This is a genomic window from Pseudomonas sp. S60 (genome assembly GCF_016647865.1).
In the GTDB taxonomy this organism is placed as follows: Bacteria; Pseudomonadota; Gammaproteobacteria; order Pseudomonadales; family Pseudomonadaceae; genus Aquipseudomonas; species Aquipseudomonas parafulva.
Genome location: NZ_JACVVH010000069.1, coordinates 1 through 19,647 on the forward strand (window position 1 = coordinate 1; position 19,647 = coordinate 19,647).

The following is a 19,647-nucleotide window of genomic DNA, read 5'->3' on the forward strand; positions in this document are numbered from 1 at the left end:
TTTTGTTACGGGTGGGTCACTGGCCCCTGCCGCCCCTTCAAAATCCGGGGGGGCGGCCTGTTCATTGAAGACAACCTGATCACCCAGGTTGGCCCCAGCGACACCCTGCCCCAACACGCGGACGTGGTGCTGGACATGGCCGGCAAGGTGGTTATCCCGGGGCTGGTCAACACCCACCACCACATGTATCAGAGCCTTACCCGGGTAGTGCCTGCCGCCCAGGATGGGGAACTGTTCAACTGGCTTACCCAGCTGTACCCGATCTGGGCACGGCTGACCCCGGAAATGATCGCGGTATCGACCCAGACCGCCATGGCCGAACTGATCCTGTCCGGTTGCACCACCTCCAGCGACCACCTGTACATCTACCCCAACGGCTGCAAGCTCGACGACAGCATTCACGCGGCCGCCGACATCGGCATGCGCTTCCATGCCGCGCGCGGCAGCATGAGCGTGGGCCAAAGCCAGGGCGGCCTGCCACCAGACTCGGTGGTGGAGAAGGAACCCGACATCCTCAAGGAGTCGCAACGGCTGATCGAGGACTACCACGACGCCAGCCACGGCGCCATGCGCCGCATTGTGGTGGCGCCCTGCTCGCCGTTTTCGGTCAGCCGCGACCTGATGCGAGAAGCGGCCGTGCTGGCCCGGCACTACGGTGTGTCGATGCACACGCATCTGGCGGAGAACGTCAACGACATCGCCTACAGCCGGGAAAAATTCGGCATGACCCCTGCCGAGTACGCCGAAGACCTTGGCTGGGTGGGGCACGATGTCTGGCACGCCCACTGCGTGCAACTGGACCAGCACGGCATCGAACTGTTCGCCCGCACCGGCACCGGTGTTGCCCATTGCCCCTGCTCGAACATGCGCCTGGCTTCGGGTATTGCCCCGGTGCGCCGCATGCGGGATCACGGGGTGCCGGTGGGCCTCGGGGTGGACGGCTCGGCGTCCAACGATGGCGCCAGCATGATTGGCGAGGTACGCCAGGCCTTGCTGCTGCAGCGGGTAGGGTTCGGGCCGGATGCCATGACCGCGCGCGAGGCGCTGGAGATCGCCACACTGGGCGGGGCGAAGGTGCTTAACCGTGATGATATCGGCGCACTGGCCCCTGGCATGGTGGCCGACTTCGTCGCTTTCGACCTTGGGAACGTGGCCTATGCCGGGGCTCACCACGACCCGCTGGCGGCGTTGGTGTTCTGCACCCCAACCCAGGTGCACACCAGCGTGATCAATGGCCGCGTCGTGGTGCAGGGCGGGCACCTGGTTACCGTGGACCTGCCACGGGTACTGGAGCGCCACAACCAGCTGGCGCGCCAGCTGGTCAGCGGCGACTGAGCGCCCAGCCGGGCCCGCGCGGGGTGTGCGCAGGCCCGGCCGTTTTCACAGCGCCATCACCATCTCGTGCCAGGCCATGCCCCCATGCTCGGAAGGTGACGGCTGCACATAGCGGTAGCCCATCTTCTCGTACAACGGCACATGCTGGGCCTTGCACATCAAATGGATGGTCTGTTTGCCTGCGGCCTTCATCTGGGCGACAAAGGCCTGCATCAGCTGCCTGGCGTAGCCCTTGCCCTGCTGGGCGGGGTCGACCACCACCGACATGATCACCACGTTCGGTGCGGCCGGGTCGTGCCCCACCAGCTCCTTGAAGGCCTCGTCCGCCATGACCACCTGGTGGGCACAACCGCTGTTGATGAAGCCAACGATATCGCCATCGCTCTCCAGCAGCAGGAAGCCTTGGGGGTATTGGGTGATGCGGGTGGCGATCTTTTCCAGTGTGGCGGCTTCGTCCCCTTCGTAGGCGCCGGTTTCGATGGCATGGCAGCGGTAGGCATCCTCTGCCACCGGGGAGCGGAATTGAAGCGTGGGCATGGCGGTTGTCCTTGGGTGAGGCGTAGGGCTGGTCTATGGTAACCGCCCGTCAAGCTTGCCGCGATGCCGTAATGGCAAGCATCATGGGCACCTTACTTGATGCTGCGGATTTGCCGATGACCGTTGTACCCTTGCCACCTGCTGAAGCAAGCCGCTGCAAACGCCTGAAAGCGTCCACCCACCGGGAGCACGACAGCGTCGATCAGCTGGTGGTAGCCGCACGGCCATTCGAAAGCCGTGAACGCTATGCCCGTTTTTTGCAGGTGCAGTACCAGTTCCACGGCAGCCTTGTGGGGCTTTATCAGGATGAACAGCTGAACGAGCAACTGCCGGGCCTTAATGGGTTATCGCGTTTTGCCGCAGTGCAGCAGGACATGCAGGACCTGCTGCTACAGCAACCGCCCGTGCCCACGCCGGTGCGGGCAAGCCCAGCCCAGGCGCTGGGTTGGCTGTACTGCTGCGAGGGTTCGAACCTGGGGGCGGCCTTTCTGTTCAAGTGGGCCCAGCACCTGGGCCTGGACGGCACTTGCGGTGCCCGCCATCTGGCCGCCCACCCACAAGGGCGCGCCCTGCACTGGCAGGCCTTCGTTGCCGGCGTCGATGAACTGAGCCTGACGCAGCACCAGGAAACCGAAGCGATCGACGGCGCCATTGCCGCCTTCGACGCCTACCGAGGCCACCTTCACAACGTGTTCGGCGCCAAGCATTAGCGCAGTGCCCTTAAAACTTGGCCAACTCTTCCCGGCAAAACTCGACGAACAACTGTGCAGGCTTGGTCAGGTGCACCCGCTTCAACCAGGCGGCCGCCAGACCCGACAGAGCGACCGGCTCGGTAATGTCGAGCATCGCCAGGCGCTGGCCATCGTAGGTGTAGGGAGAATGAGGGCGGGTGACCAGCAGCGAGAAACCAAAGCCCTGCCCCACCATGCCGCGCACCATCTCGATGGAGGGTGAGCTGAAGACGATGTTGGGGGTAAGGCCCATTTCATTGAACAGGCTGACGAAATAAGTGCGGCTCGGGGCAACATCCAGCAGGATCATCGGCTCCGGGCACAGGTCACGCAGCGACACCTGCGCCTGCCCGGCAAAGCGGTGGTTTTCCGGCAGCAGTACATAGGGCTTCTGCGGCGGCATCAGTGGCTCGGCCTCGATGGTGCCATCCAGGTCATGGTCGTACAGAAACGCCAGGTCGAAGGTGCCCGCTGTCAGGCCTTGAATCAAATCTTGCTGTTCGCCGTCGCGCAAGCGGATGTCCACGCCGGGGTAGCGCTGCCTGAACCCTGCGATCAAGCGCGGCAGGTACAGGGGCGCGACCGTCTCGAAACAGCCGATGTCGATCTGCCCGGCGACGGTGTCATTGTCGGCCAAGGCATTCTGCTCGAACTCATGGGCCATTTGCAGCAGCGACTTGGCCTTGGCGTAGAAGCGCTTGCCGCTAGGGGTCAACGATACGCCCTGGGCGTGATGACGGATGAACAACTGCACGCCGAAGCTTTCTTCCAGGCCCTTGATCGCCGTGGAAATGGACGGCTGTGCGATGTAAAGCTGGCGCGAGGCCTCGGCCACGCTCCCGGCTTCAACGGTGGTAACGAAGTACTTGAGTTGTCGCAAGGTGTAGGCGGCCACAGGTTCCTCTCTGACGCGTCAGGGCGCTCGGGAATGATGACCACACTTTACCCCCCGCAGGGTCACGGGTGGCGCAGTACTGGCAAGGATTTGGCTATGGCCAGAGCAGGTTTTTTATGGTCACTCGCTGCGCCCAAGGCTGGTCAAACCCGCGGGAGCGTCTTTACTGGTAGTAACAGCCCCAGCCCAGGTGCATGCCTATGAAGATCATGGTCACCAGCATCCTCGTCGACGACCAGGCCAAAGCCCTGGCCTTCTACCATTACGTACTCGGCTTCGAACCCAAGCACGATACCCCGATGGGAAGGCACCGCTGGCTCACTCTCACCTCCCCGAACGACCCTAACGGCGTGGAGCTGCTGCTCGAACCCGATGCACACCCGGCTGCCAAAGTGTACAAAGCGGCGCTCAAGCATGACGGCATACCCGCCGCGTCGTTTGGCGTGCGCGACCTGCAGGCCGAATACACCCGGCTGTGCGCGGCAGGCGTGCAGTTTACCCAGCCACCTTCAGAAGCCGACGCTGCCCTCACGGCGGTGTTCGATGACACCTGCGGCAACCTGATACAAATCACCCAGAAACATTAGCCGATAGGCTGCTCCACCGGGACGCGCAGGGCATCCAGACGGCAACAGGTAGGGCTAATCTGCCTCAGCCGTTTCTGTGCACTAACAAGGAAAACAGATGCGCCACGAATTCAGTGAAGTGCTCAACGACCTGGTGGACTACTTTCTGCTCGGGGATATCCAGCTGCTTGAGCGCTTCAAGCAGGAGTATGCACTGCCAGATGACCTGGCCTACGCGTTCACCCACAACGACTCCGGTGACCAGGCGGTGCGCGAGGGCGTGGTGTTGCCACTTGCAGGGGTAGACAACCTGCCCTACCACATTCTGTTCACCCTCGAGGGCGAGACACCGGCCTTGCGCATGCCGGGCAGCCGCCTGAAGCATCAACGCGATGGCTACGTGGTACGGGTCGAACATGGCGCGCTGATGCTGTACACCTGGCGTATCCTGCAGCACTTCACCGCCAAGACACTCGGCGACCTGATGGCGCGCTACCAGGCCCCAGGCCGCCCCATGATCGAAGTGGCAAACGGCTGGTACGGTGTAGAGGTACTGGCCGGTGCACTAGTCCGCGACGGGTTGTACGAGCCGGCCTTCGAGTTCGTCCTGACCCCGCGCTGGAGCCGCGGCGAAGCCACGACCGTGGACACCCGCTACAGCTTCAGCCTGCGGGGCTACTTCGACTGACTCCACCTACTCGTTGACCAGGCGCTGCAGTACCCCGCCTTCATGACGCGCCAGAATGCGCAGCAACTGGTCCACCAGCGCGCGGTCCGGCGCATCCAGGTGGAAATGGTGCCCGCCAGGGTGCCAGGACACTTTGGCCTGGCTGGGCAATGCGGCTTCGCGCCGGCCAAAGGCTTCACCGGTGAACGCTCCCTGGCGGCCGAACAACAGGTACAACGGGCAGCGGATCTGGGCGAGCAGGTCGCAGGCCTCGCGCTCAGTCAGCGGCATGGGCTCGGGGAGCACCAGCCGAGGGTCGTGCCGCCAGCAGTAACCCTCGTTCAGTTGCAGCAAGTCGCGCAGGGCCAGCAGCCGGGCGGAGGCTTCGGACAGGCCGGTGTCCAGGCGCTCGCGGCGTTGGGCCAGGGCGGTGTTCAGGTCGTCGAAACGCTGCACGTCACGCTCGCTGAAACCCTGCAGCTGGCTGCGCTGCACCATGCGCTTGAGGCGGTAGGCCCTGGCCAGGTGCTGAACCCGGTCATGCTCGGCCACCGTGAAGGGTGCGCCCATGCCGTCGAGAAAGGTCATGCTGGCAATGGCGCTGGTCATGGCGGCCAGCAGCGAAGCCACGCCGGTGCCCATGCCATGGGCCAGTACGTGAAACTGCCCCAGGCCCAGGCTTTCAGCCACGGCCAGCATGTCTTCGGCGTGTTCCCACAAGTAATAGCCGCTGTCGTGTCGACGGTGGTCGGAGCGCCCGTGCCCGACCAGGTCGGGGGCTACCACGAAGCAGCCATCAAGCATGGGCGCCAGGCGCTCGAACGAGGCCGCGTTGTCGAGCCAGCCGTGCAATGCCAGCACGGGGATGCCGTCTTCCGGCCCCCAGCAACGCACCGCGATTTCGATGCCGTTGAGGTCGAGGGGGTGATCCTTGGGTGTGGATGATGATCGCATGGGTACGCTTCCTGACATGATGCCTGGTACGACCGCTCCAGGCCGAATACGCCACCGTGGCATTCGACTCCTGTCGCCAGCGGCAACCCTTGCGCCGGGCCGCTCTGGGCGCCGACACTCAACCTTGGCCCAAGAAACGCCCCGCCACTGGCCCCTCACCGACGGTGACTTAACCGTCACCGACCCTACTGCCCGCGGTAGTCCTCGAAAAATACCTGCCCGGCATCGACCTGGCTGGACGCTCGCACGGCCACCACACCCTCCCCATTGGCCGGCTCCACGTGCCAGTAGCAGTGCTGCACCGCCCGCGTCACGGCCACATAGGCCAGGCGCTGCACCTCGTCCTTCTGCGCCGTGTCGAACGGCTGGCCATCGCCGGCCTTGCCCAGCCCCGCCAGGCGGTACACCTGGTTCTTGTATGGTGAACGGGTGAGGTATTGGCAATCACCCAGCATGAACACCGCGTCGGCCTGCAGGCCCTTGGCACTGTGGTAAGTGAGCTGGCGCAACCGACGCTGCTCGGGGGGCAGCGCCGACTCGGCCTGCATCACGCTGTACAGGTGCTCGCTCATCAGGGCGCGATCGGCCCCCTTGCGGTACAGCATCAGCACCGATTCGCCACGCTGGTAGTGTTCGATCAGGGTCTGGCCCAGTGCTGCCTCGTCGCGCTCTAACACCTTGACCGGGGTGCCGGGCAACGCCGCCGCCGGGCCACTGGCACGGGCCTTCTTGCCGGTAATGGCCGGGGTACCCTTGACCAGGTGCTCGGCTGCATCAATCACCTGCTGCTGGCAACGGTAGTTGTCGACCAGAAGCACCCGCGTATTGGCGGGCGTGGGGAAGGCCTTGGTGAACTCCATGAAGTACGTGGGCGAACTGCCGCGCCAGCCATAGATCGACTGCCAGTCATCGCCCACGCACATCAGCGATGAGTATTGAGCCTGCCGCCCTGCATGCATGGCTGAGCCGCGCCGGCGGATCTCGGCAAGGCAAGCACGCAGCCAGCTGACGATCTGCGGCGAAACGTCCTGGAATTCGTCGATCATCAGGTGCGCCAGCGGGCGCAGCAGCGGGTCGGGCAGCAACCGCAGGTTTTCCGCGTTGTTCTCGCCGAAAAGGGCGAACATGTGGTTGTAGGTCATCACCGGGGGCGACTGGTCCAGCAGATGCCCTTCCAGCGCGCGCCAATACAGGGCCAGCGCCTCGAAGAACAACGCATCGCTGTCGCCTGACGCAAATTGCATGGCCCGCACGGCGGTGGGCACATCCAGGCCGAGGTTTTCGATGAAGTTGGCCGCCGCCACGAATGCATCCAGCAGTGGCGCCGGGGCCAGCTCGCCCTTCACCTTGTATTCAAAGCCTGGGCCCGCTACGGCATCACCGGCCAGCGAGGCGGCCAGGCGCCGGGCCATGGCGTAGTTGTCCAGCCAGATCAGGGGTTGGTCGCAGAAGGCCTGCAACAAGGTGCGCTTGACCGCCCATTCGGCGCGCACCGCCAGCTTGGCACCCGGGCGCTGGTATTGCGCGCTCTCGGACGGGTCGAAACCCAGCACCAGCAGCGGCCCGCCCTGCCCCAGGCGACCGTGCACATGAAAGCGGCTGCCGCGTATCGACACCGTCTCCCGGCATGGTTCGATGCCCTTGATGGGCCAGGCGCCTGCTGCAAACCACAGGTCTTCGATTACATCGCACAGCTCTTCATCACGCTGGGCCGCCAACTGCGTGACTTGGGCACGCTTTTGCACATCCGGGTTGTCGGGGTCCAGCGCCTTGAGCTGCAGTGCTTCGTTGCGCAACTGGCCGACCAGCTCGGCAAAACGCGGGCTATGGCCCAGCAACGTGCTGTAGCACTGGTTCAACTGCTGGCGCTGGGCATCGTTAAGGCGCAGGTCGAACGGGTTGCTGTCGGCCTCCGCCTCCTGGCCGGCCGGCAGGTCGTTGCCCAGGGTCTCGAACGCCTGCACCCTGTCGAAGCCCGGCAGGCTGCGCACCAGCGGCAGGATACGTGAATGGAAGGTGCGCACCAGGTCGCGGGCCTGGCCCGGCAGCAGGTTGATCTGCCACAAGGCAAACACCTGCAGCAGGCGCTTGATGAAATCCTTGCGCGACTCGCGGGTGAAGGTGACCACGGTCATCGCGTCCAGCTCATAACCCAGGTAATGGCGCAGCAACAGGATGCGCAGCACCAGGGAGGTACTCTTGCCCGCGCCCGCCCCGGCTACAACGCACGTGGAGGGCGTGTCGCTGAAAATCAGCTTCCACTGCGCGGCACTGGGTTGTGAGTGGGCCGGCATGCGCTGGGCGACATCGGCCTTGAAGCGTTTCTTCAGCTCTGCGGTCAAGGGCAGGCGCCAATCGTCGAACAGGTTGTCGTCCTGGCCGGGGACCGCCGGCAGGTCGGACCGGCAATCACGGATGACCAGCACTTGCCGCCCGGCCTCGTAGCCTTCAGCGCGGCCATACTCCACCGAATGGCGGTGCTGCGCCTGCAGGCCGGTGAGCCCGCGGCCCAGCAAGCGGGCGACCAGGCGCCGGAACCAGGGCAACTGGGCGGGTGGGATCAGTTCGGCGAGGGCCTGGGGTTGCTCGTTGGCCACGGTCACTCCGTTGTCTGGCAAAAACAGCTGCCAATGTTCGCCGTTGCACGCAAAAACTGCCAGCAATTGCTTGCGGATCAGTGCATTAGGCGATGAAACGCAGTAATTCCTTCACACAAAAACATCGACTATATAGATGGTATAAAGCCAATATTTACACTTATTTTCGATACGTGAATGACGCATGATGGTGCCATTCCAACCTCACCGAGGAACCCGATCATGCTGCAACTGCGACCTTTCGAAAGCCTGGGCCATGCCAACCACGGCTGGCTTGACGCCCATCACCACTTCTCGTTCGCCGAGTACCACGACCCTGCGCGGATGCACTGGGGCAACCTGCGGGTGTGGAACGACGACCTGATCGCGGCAGGCAGTGGCTTCCCGCCACACCCGCACCGGGACATGGAAATCATCACCTATGTGCGTGAAGGGGCCATCAGCCATCAGGACAGCCTGGGCAACAAGGGCCGAACCGAAGCGGGTGACGTGCAGGTGATGAGTGCCGGCACTGGCATCGTGCACAGCGAGTACAACCGCGAAGCGGTGGACACGCGCATCTTCCAGATCTGGATCATCCCCGAGCGCACCGGTGATGCCCCGGCCTGGGGCACCCGGCCATTCCCCAAAGGCGAGCGCGGTGAGGGCTTCGTCACCCTGGCCAGTGGCCGCGAGGGCGACGAAGGCAGCTTGCAGATTCGCACCGACGCGCGTTTGGTAGCCGCCACCCTGCGCGCCGGCGAAACGGCCGAGTACCATTTCGACACGGCCCGCCGCGGTTACCTGGTGCCGGCCAAAGGACGGGTCGAGGTCAATGGAGTGCAGGCCAAGGCGCGTGACGGCGTGGCGATCGAGCAAGAGCCGGTGCTGCGGGTAACCGCCCTGGAAGACAGCGAGATCGTGCTGGTGGACGTGGCCTGACCCAGGCCACCCCACCCTCGCCGGCTGGCTCAGCCCTGGCGTTCACCCGCAAGGTCAGCCAGCACTTCAGCCGAGGTGGTGACCTGGCCAAAGTGGTGTTGCCACAAGGCGATTCCCATCTTCGCACTGCGGTCCAGGGAAGAACCCACTGTCATGTCGGTCACCAGCGTCGGCATCAGCCCTGCGTCGAACAGGGCGAAGCCTGCCGCCAGCACGCAGGTGTCGGTTTGCAGGCCACACACCAGCACACGCTCCACGCCCAGCTGACGAAGGTAGGCAATGGCCTCTGCGCTCTGCCCGTAACCATGCTTGACGAACACCTGGTCGGCCTCGATCAGGCTGTCGTCCTGGGCTGCGGGGTGCCAGCCGAGCTGCCGTTCAAAGGGGGTTACCTGCTCATCGTGCAGTTCCACCGAGGCAATGGTCGGGATGTTCGCCGACAGCACGCGCAGGCCATCCACCAGCCATTCCGGCGGGCTGAACGTGGACTGGACATCGACGACGAGCAAAACCTGACGCATTGGCGTATTCCGGGGTAAAAGAACGGGCGGCGAGTATACCTGCTTGCGTGGGTATGGCAGATGCGCGCAGTACCGGTGCCACCGGCGCCAATGAACAAATCTTCATCTTGCAGCCAGCCCTGTGCTGGCGGGCGTGACACGCCAGGCCGGGCGGGCGGCGCGGCCTGGCGCCTTGAGCGAGGCCCTTGCCTTGCGTAGCATCACTGCCCCCCATGCCCCGGCAGGCCACGCGCCTTCGCCCAGTACCCCAGCAGACCGAGCCGATGCCGCAACCGATCCCCCTCAAGGACCACGACAAGGAGAAAAACCTGGTCAACCGTCGGCTGTTGGCCTGCGCTGCCCTGGTGTTCAGCCTGGTGGCCGTGCTGGTGGGGCGCCTCTACGTGCTGCAGGTATTGCAGCATGCCCAGCAGAGCGCGGTGTCGGAGAACAACCGGGTGCATGTGCTGCCCATCGCCCCCGAGCGGGGGCTTATCTACGACCGTAACGGCGTGGTGCTGGCCGACAACAAGCCCAGCTTCGACCTGACCATGACCCGTGAACGTACCGGCGGCGCCACCGCCCAGGTGCTCGATACCCTGACGCAGGTGCTGGGCCTTGGCGAAGAGGACCGCAAGCAGTTCGACAAGGACCTGCGGCGTGGTCGCAAGCCGTTCGAGCCGGTCACGCTGATGGTTGGGCTGGATGAGCAGCAAATTGCCCTGGTGGCGGTCAACCAGTTCCGCCTGCCGGGCCTGGACGTTGAACCACAGTTCATCCGCGAATACCCGCTGGGCGCGCACTTCGCCCACTCGGTCGGCTATGTGGGGCGCATCAACGAAAAAGAAGCCAAGACCCTCGACAGCACCGAATACCGCGGCACCCAGTCGATTGGCAAGACCGGTATCGAGCACTTCTACGAAAGCCAGCTGCACGGCCATGTGGGCTACGAAGAGGTGGAAACCAATGCCCAGGGCCGCGTGATGCGGGTACTCAACCACAAGGCCCCGACCCCGGGGCAGGATATTGTGCTGACGCTGGACGCCCACTTGCAGCAGGCTGCGGAAAAGGCCCTGGGTGATCGCCGTGGCTCGGTGGTGGTACTGGACCCGGCCAATGGCGATGTACTGGCGATGGTCAGCAACCCCAGCTTTGACCCCAACCTGTTCGTCAAGGGCATCAGCTTCAAGCAGTATGCCGAGCTGCGCGATTCCATCGACCGCCCCCTGTTCAACCGGGTACTGCGCGGGCTGTATGCTCCAGGCTCCACGGTCAAGCCCGAGGTGGCCATCGCGGGCCTGGACAGTGGCGTGATCACCCCGGGTAGCCGGGTATTCGACCCTGGCTATTACGAACTCCCCAACTACGACCACAAGTACCGTAACTGGAACCGCACCGGTGACGGTTGGGTAGACCTGTACACCGCGATCATGCGGTCCAACGACACCTACTTCTACGACCTGGCGCACAAGCTGGGCATCGACCGCCTGCACGACTACATGGCCGAATTCGGCCTGGGCCAGAAGGTCTCGCTGGACATGTTCGAAGAATCGTCCGGCCTGATGCCCTCGGCGCAGTGGAAGCGGGCCACCCGGCGCCAGGCCTGGTTCCCGGGCGAAACGCTGATTCTCGGGATTGGCCAGGGCTACATGCAGGTGACGCCGTTGCAACTGGCGCAGGCCACCAGCCTGCTGGCCAGCAAGGGGGTGTGGCACCGCCCGCACCTGGCCATGACGGTGGGCGGCGACACGCCGGTAGACCCCAACCCCATGCCCGATATCGTGCTGCGCGACCGGCGCGCCTGGGACCAGGTCAGCCAGGGCATGCAGATGGTCATGCACGACCCGCGCGGCATTGCCCGGGCGGCGGCGGCAGGTGCCCAGTACCGCATCGCCGGCAAGAGCGGCACGGCGCAGGTGGTCGCCATCAAGCAGGGTGAGCGCTATAACCGCAACAAGACCCTGGAGCGTCACCGCGACAACGCCCTGTTCGTCGGCTTTGCGCCCGCCGAGCACCCCAGCGTGGTGGTGGCGGTGATGATCGAAAACGGCGAAGCAGGCGGCCGCGTGGCAGGGCCGGTGGTGCGGGAAGTGATGGACGCCTACCTGCTGGATGACCAGGGGCACCTCAAGCCGCAGTACGCCAGCGGCAACGCCGCCAAGGCGTCACCGCACGGGTAGCGGCTGCCTGGTTTCAGGCCGCCGCGCGGGGCATCAGGTCGTAGGGGTGCTTCCAGCCCGGCAATGCTTGCAGCCGCGCCTTCCAGGCCTCGATATGGGTGAATGCCGCCAGGTCGATGCCGGTGTCTTCGGGCATGAACACATAGCCTGCCAGTGACAGATCAGCAATGGTCGGCCGGGCGCCGACCATGAACGGCGTCTTCGCCAGGTGCGCGTCGACGATGCGGTAGGCGGCGGTGGCGCGCTCGCGCAGAAAACCGGTCACGTCCGTCTCACCGGTGTTCTTCAGGCAGAACAGAAAGCGCAGCGCCGCGTAGTAGCTGGTGAACTTGTGGTTGTCGAACAGCATCCAGCGCCAGATCTCGCGCTTCTCATCGTCATCCTTCGGGCCGAACTGGCCAGTGCGCAGGCTGAGGTAGTCAAGAATCAGCGCCGACTGGGTGAGCGATTTGCCGTCATGCTCCAGCACCGGCACCTCACCCTGCTCGTTCACTTCATCACGCCAGGCCTGTTCGCGGGTCTGGCCGTTGAAGAAGTCGACGAAAACCGGCTGCCAGTCTTGCCCGGTGAGTTCGAGCATGAGGGCAGCCTTGTAGGCATTACCAGACTCGGCGAAGCAGTGCAGCGTGTATTCGGCCATGGACGCGATCCTAGCGTGAGGTGGTGGGGGCAAGGGCGAGCAGACCATGGGCCAGCCGGTAGGGTCAATGGCCCGGTGCAAACGGTCATGAAGCTGTGCTTAGATGCCGTCTTCACTGTGCAAGGACGGCTCACCATGCCTTACCCCCCACTCCCCCGTACCCTGAGCACGGCCCGCACCCTGTTGGTACGCCCTGCCCCGGCATTCGCTCAACAGGTGCATCAGGCACTGCTCCACAGCTACTCCCTGCATCAGCCTTTTCTGGAGTGGGCCAAGCCTGACTGGACCCTGGACGAAGTGCGCGACAACCTGCAGACCAGCGCCGAAACATTCCACGAGCCCACCAAGGAAAAGCGCTACTTCGTGCTGGCGCCCGACAGTGGCGCGGTTATCGGCTGCATTGGCCTGACCCCTGGCGACGGCGCCTATGAGGTGGGCTATTGGGTGAACCAGGCCTGCGCGGGCCAGGGGCTGATGCGTGAGGCACTCACTTGCCTGCTGGATGCGGTCGCGGCACCGGTCTGGCTCACCACCGCCGCTGACAATGCCGCCAGTCAGCGCCTGGCTGAACGGGCAGGTTTTGCGCTGACGGGCCACCAGCACTGTGACCAGCAACCCGCCACGCCACGTCCGCTGTATCGCCGGGGCGCGCCGTCAGCCGTGGCCTGACGCCTAAAGCCGCAGCGGCGGGTGGCCAGACGCGGCAATGGAACTACCCTTGGTGGGTTGGCCTCATAAACTCTGAGTGGTCATTTTCCCTGGGCGTCACCCTATTGGAGAACACGACATGCGCCACCTTATGCTCGTCCCTGCCCTGCTGCTTCTAGTACCTGCCGGTGCGGCCCTGGCCCGTGTCGACGGGCGCGACATCGCCACCTCGGCCGGTGTGTCGGCCTCGCTGTATTCAACCTTCAAAGACGACAAACGGATCATCCCCGCCCGTGACGAGTTGTCTGCATTCGTTGCCAGCGGTGGCGCGATCAGGGGCGCCTATGTTGAGGCGGCCCTGCAACAGGCGCGCAAGGACCACCCTGGCCTGCAGGCCAGCGATGACGAACTTGCCCAGGCCATTTTGTCCCAGGACGACCTGGTCGCCCAGCAATGAGGGCCTGCGTGCCGGCCAAGTGACAAGGTCGTGATGTCTGGCCGGCATCGCTATGCTTGGGGCGTTTCCTGCCCCCAATAACAATAAGAACCGAGTCATTCATGACGATGCTCTACGACGAACGCATCGACGGCGTGTTACCTGCCGTAGACCGGGAAGGCCTGCGCGACGCGCTGACCCAAGCGATGCCCGATCTGCAGGTGCTGCACCGCGAAGAAGACCTGACACCCTACGAATGCGACGGCCTGTCGGCCTACCGCACCCTGCCTTTGCTGGTGGTGCTGCCGGAGCGAACAGATCAGGTGCAGACCGTGCTGAGGCTGTGTCACCAGCGCAATGTGCCGGTCGTGGCGCGTGGTGCCGGGACGGGGTTGTCCGGGGGCGCCCTGCCCTTGGCCAAAGGCGTGCTTCTGGTGATGGCGCGCCTCAACCGCATTCTCGAGGTTAACCCGCAGGGCCGCTTTGCCCGGGTGCAGCCGGGTGTCCGCAACCTGGCCATCTCTCAGGCCGCCGCGCCCCATGGCCTGTATTACGCCCCCGATCCGTCCTCGCAAATTGCCTGCTCCATTGGCGGCAACGTTGCGGAGAACGCCGGGGGTGTGCATTGCCTCAAATACGGGCTCACCGTACACAACGTGCTCAAGGTCGAGATACTGACCATCGAGGGCGAACACCTGACCCTGGGCAGCGAAGCCCTGGACAGCCCAGGTTTCGACTTGCTGGCGCTGTTCACCGGCTCCGAAGGCATGCTTGGGGTGGTCACCGAGGTCACCGTGAGGCTGCTGCCCAAACCGCAGGTGGCGCGGGTGCTGCTGGCCAGCTTCGAGTGCGTCGAAGACGCGGGTCGCGCTGTGGCGCACATCATTGCCGCAGGGATCATTCCAGGTGGGCTGGAGATGATGGACAACCTGGCCATTCGGGCTGCGGAGGACTTCATTCACGCCGGCTACCCGGTAGATGCAGCAGCCATGCTGCTGTGCGAACTCGATGGCGTGGAAGCCGATGTGCATGACGACTGCGAGCGGGTGGCCGCAGTGCTGGCACAGGCCGGCGCACGGGAGGTGCGCCTGGCCCGTGACGAGGCTGAGCGGGTACGCTTCTGGGCGGGGCGCAAGAATGCGTTTCCGGCTGTGGGGCGGCTGTCGCCAGACTACTACTGCATGGACGGCACCATCCCGCGCCGGCAACTGGCCCACGTGCTCAAGCGCATTGAAGAAATGGCCTGCGAGCACGGGTTGCGGGTGGCCAATGTGTTCCATGCCGGGGACGGCAACATGCACCCGCTGATTCTGTTCGATGCCAACCTGCCCGGCGAGCTGGAGCAGGCTGAAACCCTCGGCGGCAGAATTCTGGAGCTTTGTGTGGCGGTGGGGGGCAGCATCACCGGCGAGCACGGGGTAGGCCGGGAAAAGATCAACCAGATGTGCGCGCAATTCAACAGCGACGAGCTACGCCTGTTTCATGCAGTGAAGGCGGCCTTCGACCCCCGCGGCCTGCTGAACCCTGGCAAGAACATCCCTACCCTGCACCGTTGTGCTGAATTCGGCGCATTGCACGTGCACCACGGGCAATTGCCGTTTCCGCAACTGGAGCGGTTCTGATGAGCCTTGACCGGGACATGAGCGAGGCCCTGCTGGAGCAGGTGTGCCAGGCATTGGAATCAGAGACGCCATTGGCCATTCAAGGCAGCGGCAGCAAGGCGATGCTGGGTAACCCGGTGGTTGGCCAGGTGCTGGATACCCGTTGCCACCGTGGCATCGTCAGCTACGACCCCACCGAGCTGGTGATCACCGCCCGCGCCGGTACGCCGCTGCAGGAAATCGAAGCAGTTTTGCACCAGGCCGGGCAGATGCTGCCCTGCGAGCCACCGCATCTGGGCCCTGGGGCCACCGTGGGTGGCATGGTGGCTGCCGGGCTGTCTGGGCCCAGGCGCCCTTGGGCAGGTTCGGTGCGTGACTATGTGCTGGGCACGCGGGTGATCACCGGCCACGGCACGTTGCTGCGCTTTGGCGGCGAGGTGATGAAGAATGTCGCGGGCTACGATGTGTCACGGCTGCTGGCCGGCAGTTTCGGCTGCCTGGGCGTGTTGACCGAAGTGTCGTTGAAAGTGCTCCCCCGGCCGCGCCAGTGCCTTAGCCTGTGCCTGCCGATGAGCCGCCAACAGGCCCTGGCCGAACTGCTGCGCTGGGGCCAGCAGCCGTTGCCGATCAGCGCCGCCTGCCATGACGGTGATGCCCTGTGGTTGCGCCTGGAAGGGGGTGAAGGGTCGGTGCAGTCGGCACGCATGCGTCTGGGCGGCGAAGTGGCAGACGGCCATTTCTGGGCCGAGCTGCGCGAGCAGCGCCTGGCCTTTTTCGCAGGTGCCGAGCCGCTCTGGCGCCTGTCATTGCCGATTGCCACAGGTGATCTGCCCTTGCCCGGCAGGCAGCTGCTCGACTGGGGTGGCGCGCAGCGCTGGCTGAAGTGCGCCGCAGACGCCCACAGCATCCACCCCATTGCCGAGCAGGCCGGTGGCCATGCGACTTGCCATGGCACCGGCGTGCACCACAGCCCGCCTTTGCCAGAAGCGCTGATGCGCTACCACCGTGCACTCAAGCACCAGATGGACCCCAAGCGGGTGTTCAACCCCGGCCGTCTCTACCCGGAACTGTGAGGCCAGACCATGCAGACCACGCTCAGCGAACACGCCCGTGCCCTCGATCGCGCCGACGAAGCCGACAGCATTCTACGGTCCTGCGTGCATTGCGGCTTCTGCACCGCCACCTGCCCGACCTACCAGTTGCTGGGGGATGAGCTGGACAGCCCGCGCGGGCGGATCTACCTGATCAAGCAGATGCTCGAAGGCCAGGTGGTCACCGCCAGTACCCAGTTGCACCTGGACCGTTGCCTGTCCTGCCGCAGCTGTGAAACCACCTGCCCATCGGGGGTGAAGTACCATGACCTGCTGGACATTGGCCGGGGGTTCGCCGCGCGGCAGATCCCTCGCCCACTGGGTCAGCGCCTGCTACGCCAGGGTCTGCGTGCCGTGCTGCCACGCCCGGGGCTGTTCAAGGCAGTGTTGCGCAGCGGCCAGGTGTTGCGCCCGTTGCTGCCGCTCGCCGTGAGGAACAAGCTGCCGGCGCACCAGCCGGCGCCTGGTCCACGCCCCACCGCGCGGCACACGCGGCAGGTGCTGCTGCCCGAAGGCTGCGTGCAACCCGCCCTGTCGCCGGCGACCAACGCGGCTGCGGCTCGCCTGCTGGACCGTCTGGGTATCAGCGTTGCAACCACGCCACAGGCGGGTTGCTGCGGCGCGGTCGATTATCACCTGGACGCCCAGCAGCGGGGCCTGCAGCGTGCACGGCGCAACATCGATGCCTGGTGGCCGGCAATCGCCGCCGGTGCCGAGGCCATCGTCATCACCGCCAGCGGCTGCGGCGCTTTTGTACGTGAGTATGGGCACCTGCTGGCAGGCGACCCGGCCTACGCCGATAAAGCGGCCACTGTCAGTGGCCTGTGCCGCGACCTGGTGGAGGTGGTGGCCAACGAACCGGTCGAACAACTGCAGGTAAACACCGGGCAGCGCCTGGCCTTTCACTGCCCGTGCACCCTGCAGCATGCATTGAAGCTGGGTGGCGCGGTGGAAGCCCTGCTGCTGCGGCTGGGCTTCAGCCTGACCAGCGTGCCAGACGGCCACCTGTGCTGTGGCTCGGCGGGTACCTACTCCCTCACACAGCCGGCGTTGGCACTGCAACTGCGCGATAACAAGCTGGATGCCCTGGAAAGCGGCAACCCGCAGCTGATCGCCACCGCCAACGTCGGCTGCCAGGTGCACCTGGGCGGTGCCGGGCGCACGCCTGTGCAGCATTGGGTGGAAATCGTCGAGGCGGCACTCGATCTGACAGGCACTGACGAACCTTAGGCTTAAGCCGTGGCGCGTTCACGACTGTCAGACTAGGAAGCTTCCTAGCGCAATATCAGAAACGTCTTACTTGTTAGCCTTGCCTGGAGAAAACATGATCGGCTTGGATTGAGCACCCGAGGAAGCCGCCCATGCCCCCCTACCCACCGACCATCGCCCAGTTGCGCAGCAGCCTTTGCGAATTGCTGGCTCACGACCTCAGCAACCCGGAGGATGACCCGCATTTGTCCGGGGTGCTGTTTTTCTGTGCCACCGATGAACGCACGCGGCAGCTGATCGAACGGATCGAACTGCTCGCCAGCGAGGCATTTTTCGATGCCAGCGGGCGGGCGATCACCCAGCACATGAAAGCCGTGGCGCTAGAGGGCGTGTCGATCAAACGCAACCGCCACGCACCTGCGGACGAGACCATGATCCGCATCCTGCTGCCCGACAAGCGCTACATCACGGTCAGTACCGCCCGGCTGTGAACGGCCAACGCAACAGCGGCGGCAAATCCGCTATCCTGAGCGGCCCTCCGCACCGGATCGCACCATGGAACTGCACATCCGCCTCGAAGGCCGCAAAGGCCTGGCCGACCAGCTTTACCGGCAGCTGCGCGCCAGCATCGACAGTGGCCATTTGGCGGCAGGCAGCCAGTTGCCGCCCAGCCGCTTGCTGGCAGTCCAACTGGGCGTGTCCCGCAAGACCGTGGCCGAAGCCTACTCACGCCTTACCTACGACAACCTGCTCAGCGGCGTGGTGGGCCGTGGCACCTTCATTACCCCACGCCAGCCAAACCGCGCGTCCGGGGCCAGCCCCATCGCCCTGGCCGGCAGTGCCTCGCTGCAGCGCTGGCAACAACGCGCCACGGTGCTGGGCCAGCGGCCGCAGCAACCTGTGCACTATGATTTCGTCGGCGGTGCCTCAAGCAAGGCCCAGTTCCCGTTCGACCAGTGGCGCAGTTGCCTGAACGACGCTGCGCGGCGCTGCCAGCGCCATGCACAGCGGCAGTTCCCCGCCCAGGGCCTGCAAGAGCTGCGGGAGGTCATCGCCCACCACATCGCCTATGCGCGCGGCGTACACTGCACGGCCGACGATGTGCTGGTGTGCAACGGCGCCCAGCAGGCGCTGGACCTGATCGCCCGGGTGCTGGTGGAACCGGGTTGCCAGGTGGCCATGGAAGACCCAGGCTACCCACCGGCGCGGCAGCTGTTTCTGGCCTTGGGCGCACGGGTGCAGTCGGTGGCGGTGGATGAGCAAGGCTTGTGCGTGGAGCAGATCGCCGAAGGCACCCAGCTGATCTACGTCACCCCTTCGCACCAGTTCCCACTGGGCGTACCGATGAGCGAGGCGCGCCGGCATGCGCTGCTGGCACGTGCGGCCACGCTGGGCGCGCTGATCATCGAAGACGACTACGACTGCGAGTTCCGCTACCACGGCCCTGCCGCCCATGCACTGCAGCGCCTGGACCAGCACGGGGTGGTGGCCTACGTGGGCACGTTCTCCAAAACCTTGTTGCCTGAACTGCGCCTGGGTTACGCCGTGCTGCCAGCGGCGGTACTGCACGCCGCCTGCGTGGCCAAGCAGCTGAGCGACTGGCACAGCCCTACCCTGTTGCAATGGGCACTGGCGCGCTTTGTGGGGCAAGGGCACCTGAACAAGCACATCCGCCGTTGCCATGAGGTGTACAGCGCCCGGCGCGAGCGCATTCTGTCGCGGCTGGAGGGCGACCTTGCGCCTTGGTTGAGCGCCATCCCCGCCCACGCGGGTTTGCACCTGAGCGCCCTGGCGCGCCCTGGGGTCGATGTGGAACGGCTGACCAGGCTGGCGAACACTGCGGGTGTGGGGCTGTACTCGCTGGCACCGTTCTTCAGTGAAATGCCGGTGAGGGCCGGGTTGATGATGGGTTTTGGGGCTATTGACCTGCTGGACATCGACCCGGCGCTGGATCGGGTGCGGGATGTGCTGCAGGGTATGGGGTGATGGGCCGCTTCACGGCCCGTCACGCCATTTTGATTCAACAGGAAACTGTTTGAGCAACTGTCTTCCACAAGATCTCAGAGCTGGCGCAATCACTGTGGGAGTGGGTTTACCCGCGAAGCAAGCACCGCGGTGTGTGGCACCGGCTTTGCCGGT

General features: G+C 64.8%; 19 protein-coding genes. 13 read left to right on the forward strand and 6 right to left on the reverse strand.

Annotated features, from left to right (window positions below; all coding sequences use genetic code 11):
- Positions 1-42 precede the first annotated feature (42 nt).
- On the forward strand, positions 43-1,335 hold the full coding sequence (locus tag IAE33_RS22810; protein WP_201165405.1) for an 8-oxoguanine deaminase: 1,293 nt from the start codon (positions 43-45) through the stop codon (positions 1,333-1,335).
- A 45-nt stretch (positions 1,336-1,380) separates the two neighbouring features.
- Here IAE33_RS22810 and IAE33_RS22815 read toward each other — a convergent pair whose 3' ends face one another.
- Complete coding sequence (locus tag IAE33_RS22815) at positions 1,381-1,872, reverse strand: GNAT family N-acetyltransferase (protein WP_201165381.1); 492 nt, start codon at positions 1,870-1,872, stop codon at positions 1,381-1,383.
- A gap of 116 nt (positions 1,873-1,988) precedes the next feature.
- Between IAE33_RS22815 and IAE33_RS22820 the strand changes: the two genes are divergently transcribed.
- Complete coding sequence (locus IAE33_RS22820; RefSeq protein ID WP_201165382.1) at positions 1,989-2,582, forward strand: biliverdin-producing heme oxygenase; 594 nt, start codon at positions 1,989-1,991, stop codon at positions 2,580-2,582.
- Between the two features lie 10 nt (positions 2,583-2,592).
- On the opposite strand, the gene IAE33_RS22825 is transcribed toward IAE33_RS22820, so the two are convergent.
- Positions 2,593-3,498, reverse strand: coding sequence for a LysR family transcriptional regulator (locus IAE33_RS22825; protein ID WP_028634375.1), 906 nt, complete (start codon positions 3,496-3,498; stop codon positions 2,593-2,595).
- A gap of 200 nt (positions 3,499-3,698) precedes the next feature.
- Here IAE33_RS22825 and IAE33_RS22830 point away from each other — a divergent pair, with 200 nt between their 5' ends.
- Both IAE33_RS22830 and IAE33_RS22835 read left to right on the forward strand, forming a co-directional pair.
- Positions 3,699-4,085, forward strand: a complete 387-nt coding sequence (locus tag IAE33_RS22830) for a VOC family protein (RefSeq protein WP_028634376.1) — start codon at positions 3,699-3,701, stop codon at positions 4,083-4,085.
- 97 nt (positions 4,086-4,182) lie between these two features.
- The gene (locus IAE33_RS22835; RefSeq protein ID WP_201165383.1) at positions 4,183-4,752 is read left to right on the forward strand and encodes a hypothetical protein; all 570 of its coding nucleotides are present in this window, start codon (positions 4,183-4,185) and stop codon (positions 4,750-4,752) included.
- Positions 4,753-4,758: 6 nt separating this feature from the next.
- Here the strand turns inward: IAE33_RS22835 and IAE33_RS22840 are convergent, their stop codons facing one another.
- Complete coding sequence (locus IAE33_RS22840) at positions 4,759-5,685, reverse strand: alpha/beta fold hydrolase (protein WP_201165384.1); 927 nt, start codon at positions 5,683-5,685, stop codon at positions 4,759-4,761.
- A 185-nt stretch (positions 5,686-5,870) separates the two neighbouring features.
- Entirely contained in the window at positions 5,871-8,282 is a 2,412-nt protein-coding gene (locus IAE33_RS22845) for a UvrD-helicase domain-containing protein (RefSeq protein ID WP_201165385.1), read from the reverse strand.
- 222 nt (positions 8,283-8,504) lie between these two features.
- Between IAE33_RS22845 and IAE33_RS22850 the strand changes: the two genes are divergently transcribed.
- Positions 8,505-9,203 carry a pirin family protein gene (locus IAE33_RS22850; RefSeq protein WP_201165386.1) on the forward strand — a complete coding sequence of 233 codons (699 nt, stop codon included), beginning with the start codon at positions 8,505-8,507 and terminating at the stop codon, positions 9,201-9,203.
- Between the two features lie 29 nt (positions 9,204-9,232).
- On the opposite strand, the gene IAE33_RS22855 is transcribed toward IAE33_RS22850, so the two are convergent.
- Positions 9,233-9,724, reverse strand: coding sequence for an isochorismatase family protein (locus IAE33_RS22855; protein WP_201165388.1), 492 nt, complete (start codon positions 9,722-9,724; stop codon positions 9,233-9,235).
- Positions 9,725-9,987: 263 nt separating this feature from the next.
- Here IAE33_RS22855 and mrdA point away from each other — a divergent pair, with 263 nt between their 5' ends.
- Positions 9,988-11,883: a penicillin-binding protein 2 gene (gene mrdA, locus IAE33_RS22860; RefSeq protein WP_201165390.1), complete on the forward strand. Its 1,896-nt coding sequence runs from the start codon at positions 9,988-9,990 to the stop codon at positions 11,881-11,883.
- Positions 11,884-11,896: 13 nt separating this feature from the next.
- Here mrdA and IAE33_RS22865 read toward each other — a convergent pair whose 3' ends face one another.
- Positions 11,897-12,523 carry a glutathione S-transferase family protein gene (locus IAE33_RS22865; protein ID WP_201165392.1) on the reverse strand — a complete coding sequence of 209 codons (627 nt, stop codon included), beginning with the start codon at positions 12,521-12,523 and terminating at the stop codon, positions 11,897-11,899.
- Between the two features lie 135 nt (positions 12,524-12,658).
- Here IAE33_RS22865 and IAE33_RS22870 point away from each other — a divergent pair, with 135 nt between their 5' ends.
- The 7 genes from IAE33_RS22870 (at position 12,659) to pdxR (ending at position 19,494) form a co-directional block, all read left to right on the forward strand.
- Positions 12,659-13,192 carry a GNAT family N-acetyltransferase gene (locus IAE33_RS22870; protein ID WP_201165394.1) on the forward strand — a complete coding sequence of 178 codons (534 nt, stop codon included), beginning with the start codon at positions 12,659-12,661 and terminating at the stop codon, positions 13,190-13,192.
- A 118-nt stretch (positions 13,193-13,310) separates the two neighbouring features.
- Positions 13,311-13,628, forward strand: coding sequence for a DUF2388 domain-containing protein (locus IAE33_RS22875; protein ID WP_028634391.1), 318 nt, complete (start codon positions 13,311-13,313; stop codon positions 13,626-13,628).
- 101 nt (positions 13,629-13,729) lie between these two features.
- Positions 13,730-15,229 (forward strand): glycolate oxidase subunit GlcD, encoded by a 1,500-nt coding sequence (glcD, locus tag IAE33_RS22880; RefSeq protein ID WP_201165396.1) that lies wholly within the window; start codon positions 13,730-13,732, stop codon positions 15,227-15,229.
- Positions 15,229-16,281, forward strand: coding sequence for a glycolate oxidase subunit GlcE (gene glcE / locus IAE33_RS22885; protein ID WP_201165397.1), 1,053 nt, complete (start codon positions 15,229-15,231; stop codon positions 16,279-16,281). Before glcD ends, glcE begins: the two co-directional genes overlap by 1 nt.
- A gap of 9 nt (positions 16,282-16,290) precedes the next feature.
- The gene (gene glcF / locus IAE33_RS22890; protein WP_201165399.1) at positions 16,291-17,529 is read left to right on the forward strand and encodes a glycolate oxidase subunit GlcF; all 1,239 of its coding nucleotides are present in this window, start codon (positions 16,291-16,293) and stop codon (positions 17,527-17,529) included.
- 131 nt (positions 17,530-17,660) lie between these two features.
- Complete coding sequence (locus IAE33_RS22895; protein ID WP_201165401.1) at positions 17,661-17,999, forward strand: hypothetical protein; 339 nt, start codon at positions 17,661-17,663, stop codon at positions 17,997-17,999.
- 64 nt (positions 18,000-18,063) lie between these two features.
- Complete coding sequence (gene pdxR / locus IAE33_RS22900) at positions 18,064-19,494, forward strand: MocR-like pyridoxine biosynthesis transcription factor PdxR (RefSeq protein WP_201165403.1); 1,431 nt, start codon at positions 18,064-18,066, stop codon at positions 19,492-19,494.
- The last annotated feature ends 153 nt before the right edge of the window (positions 19,495-19,647 follow it).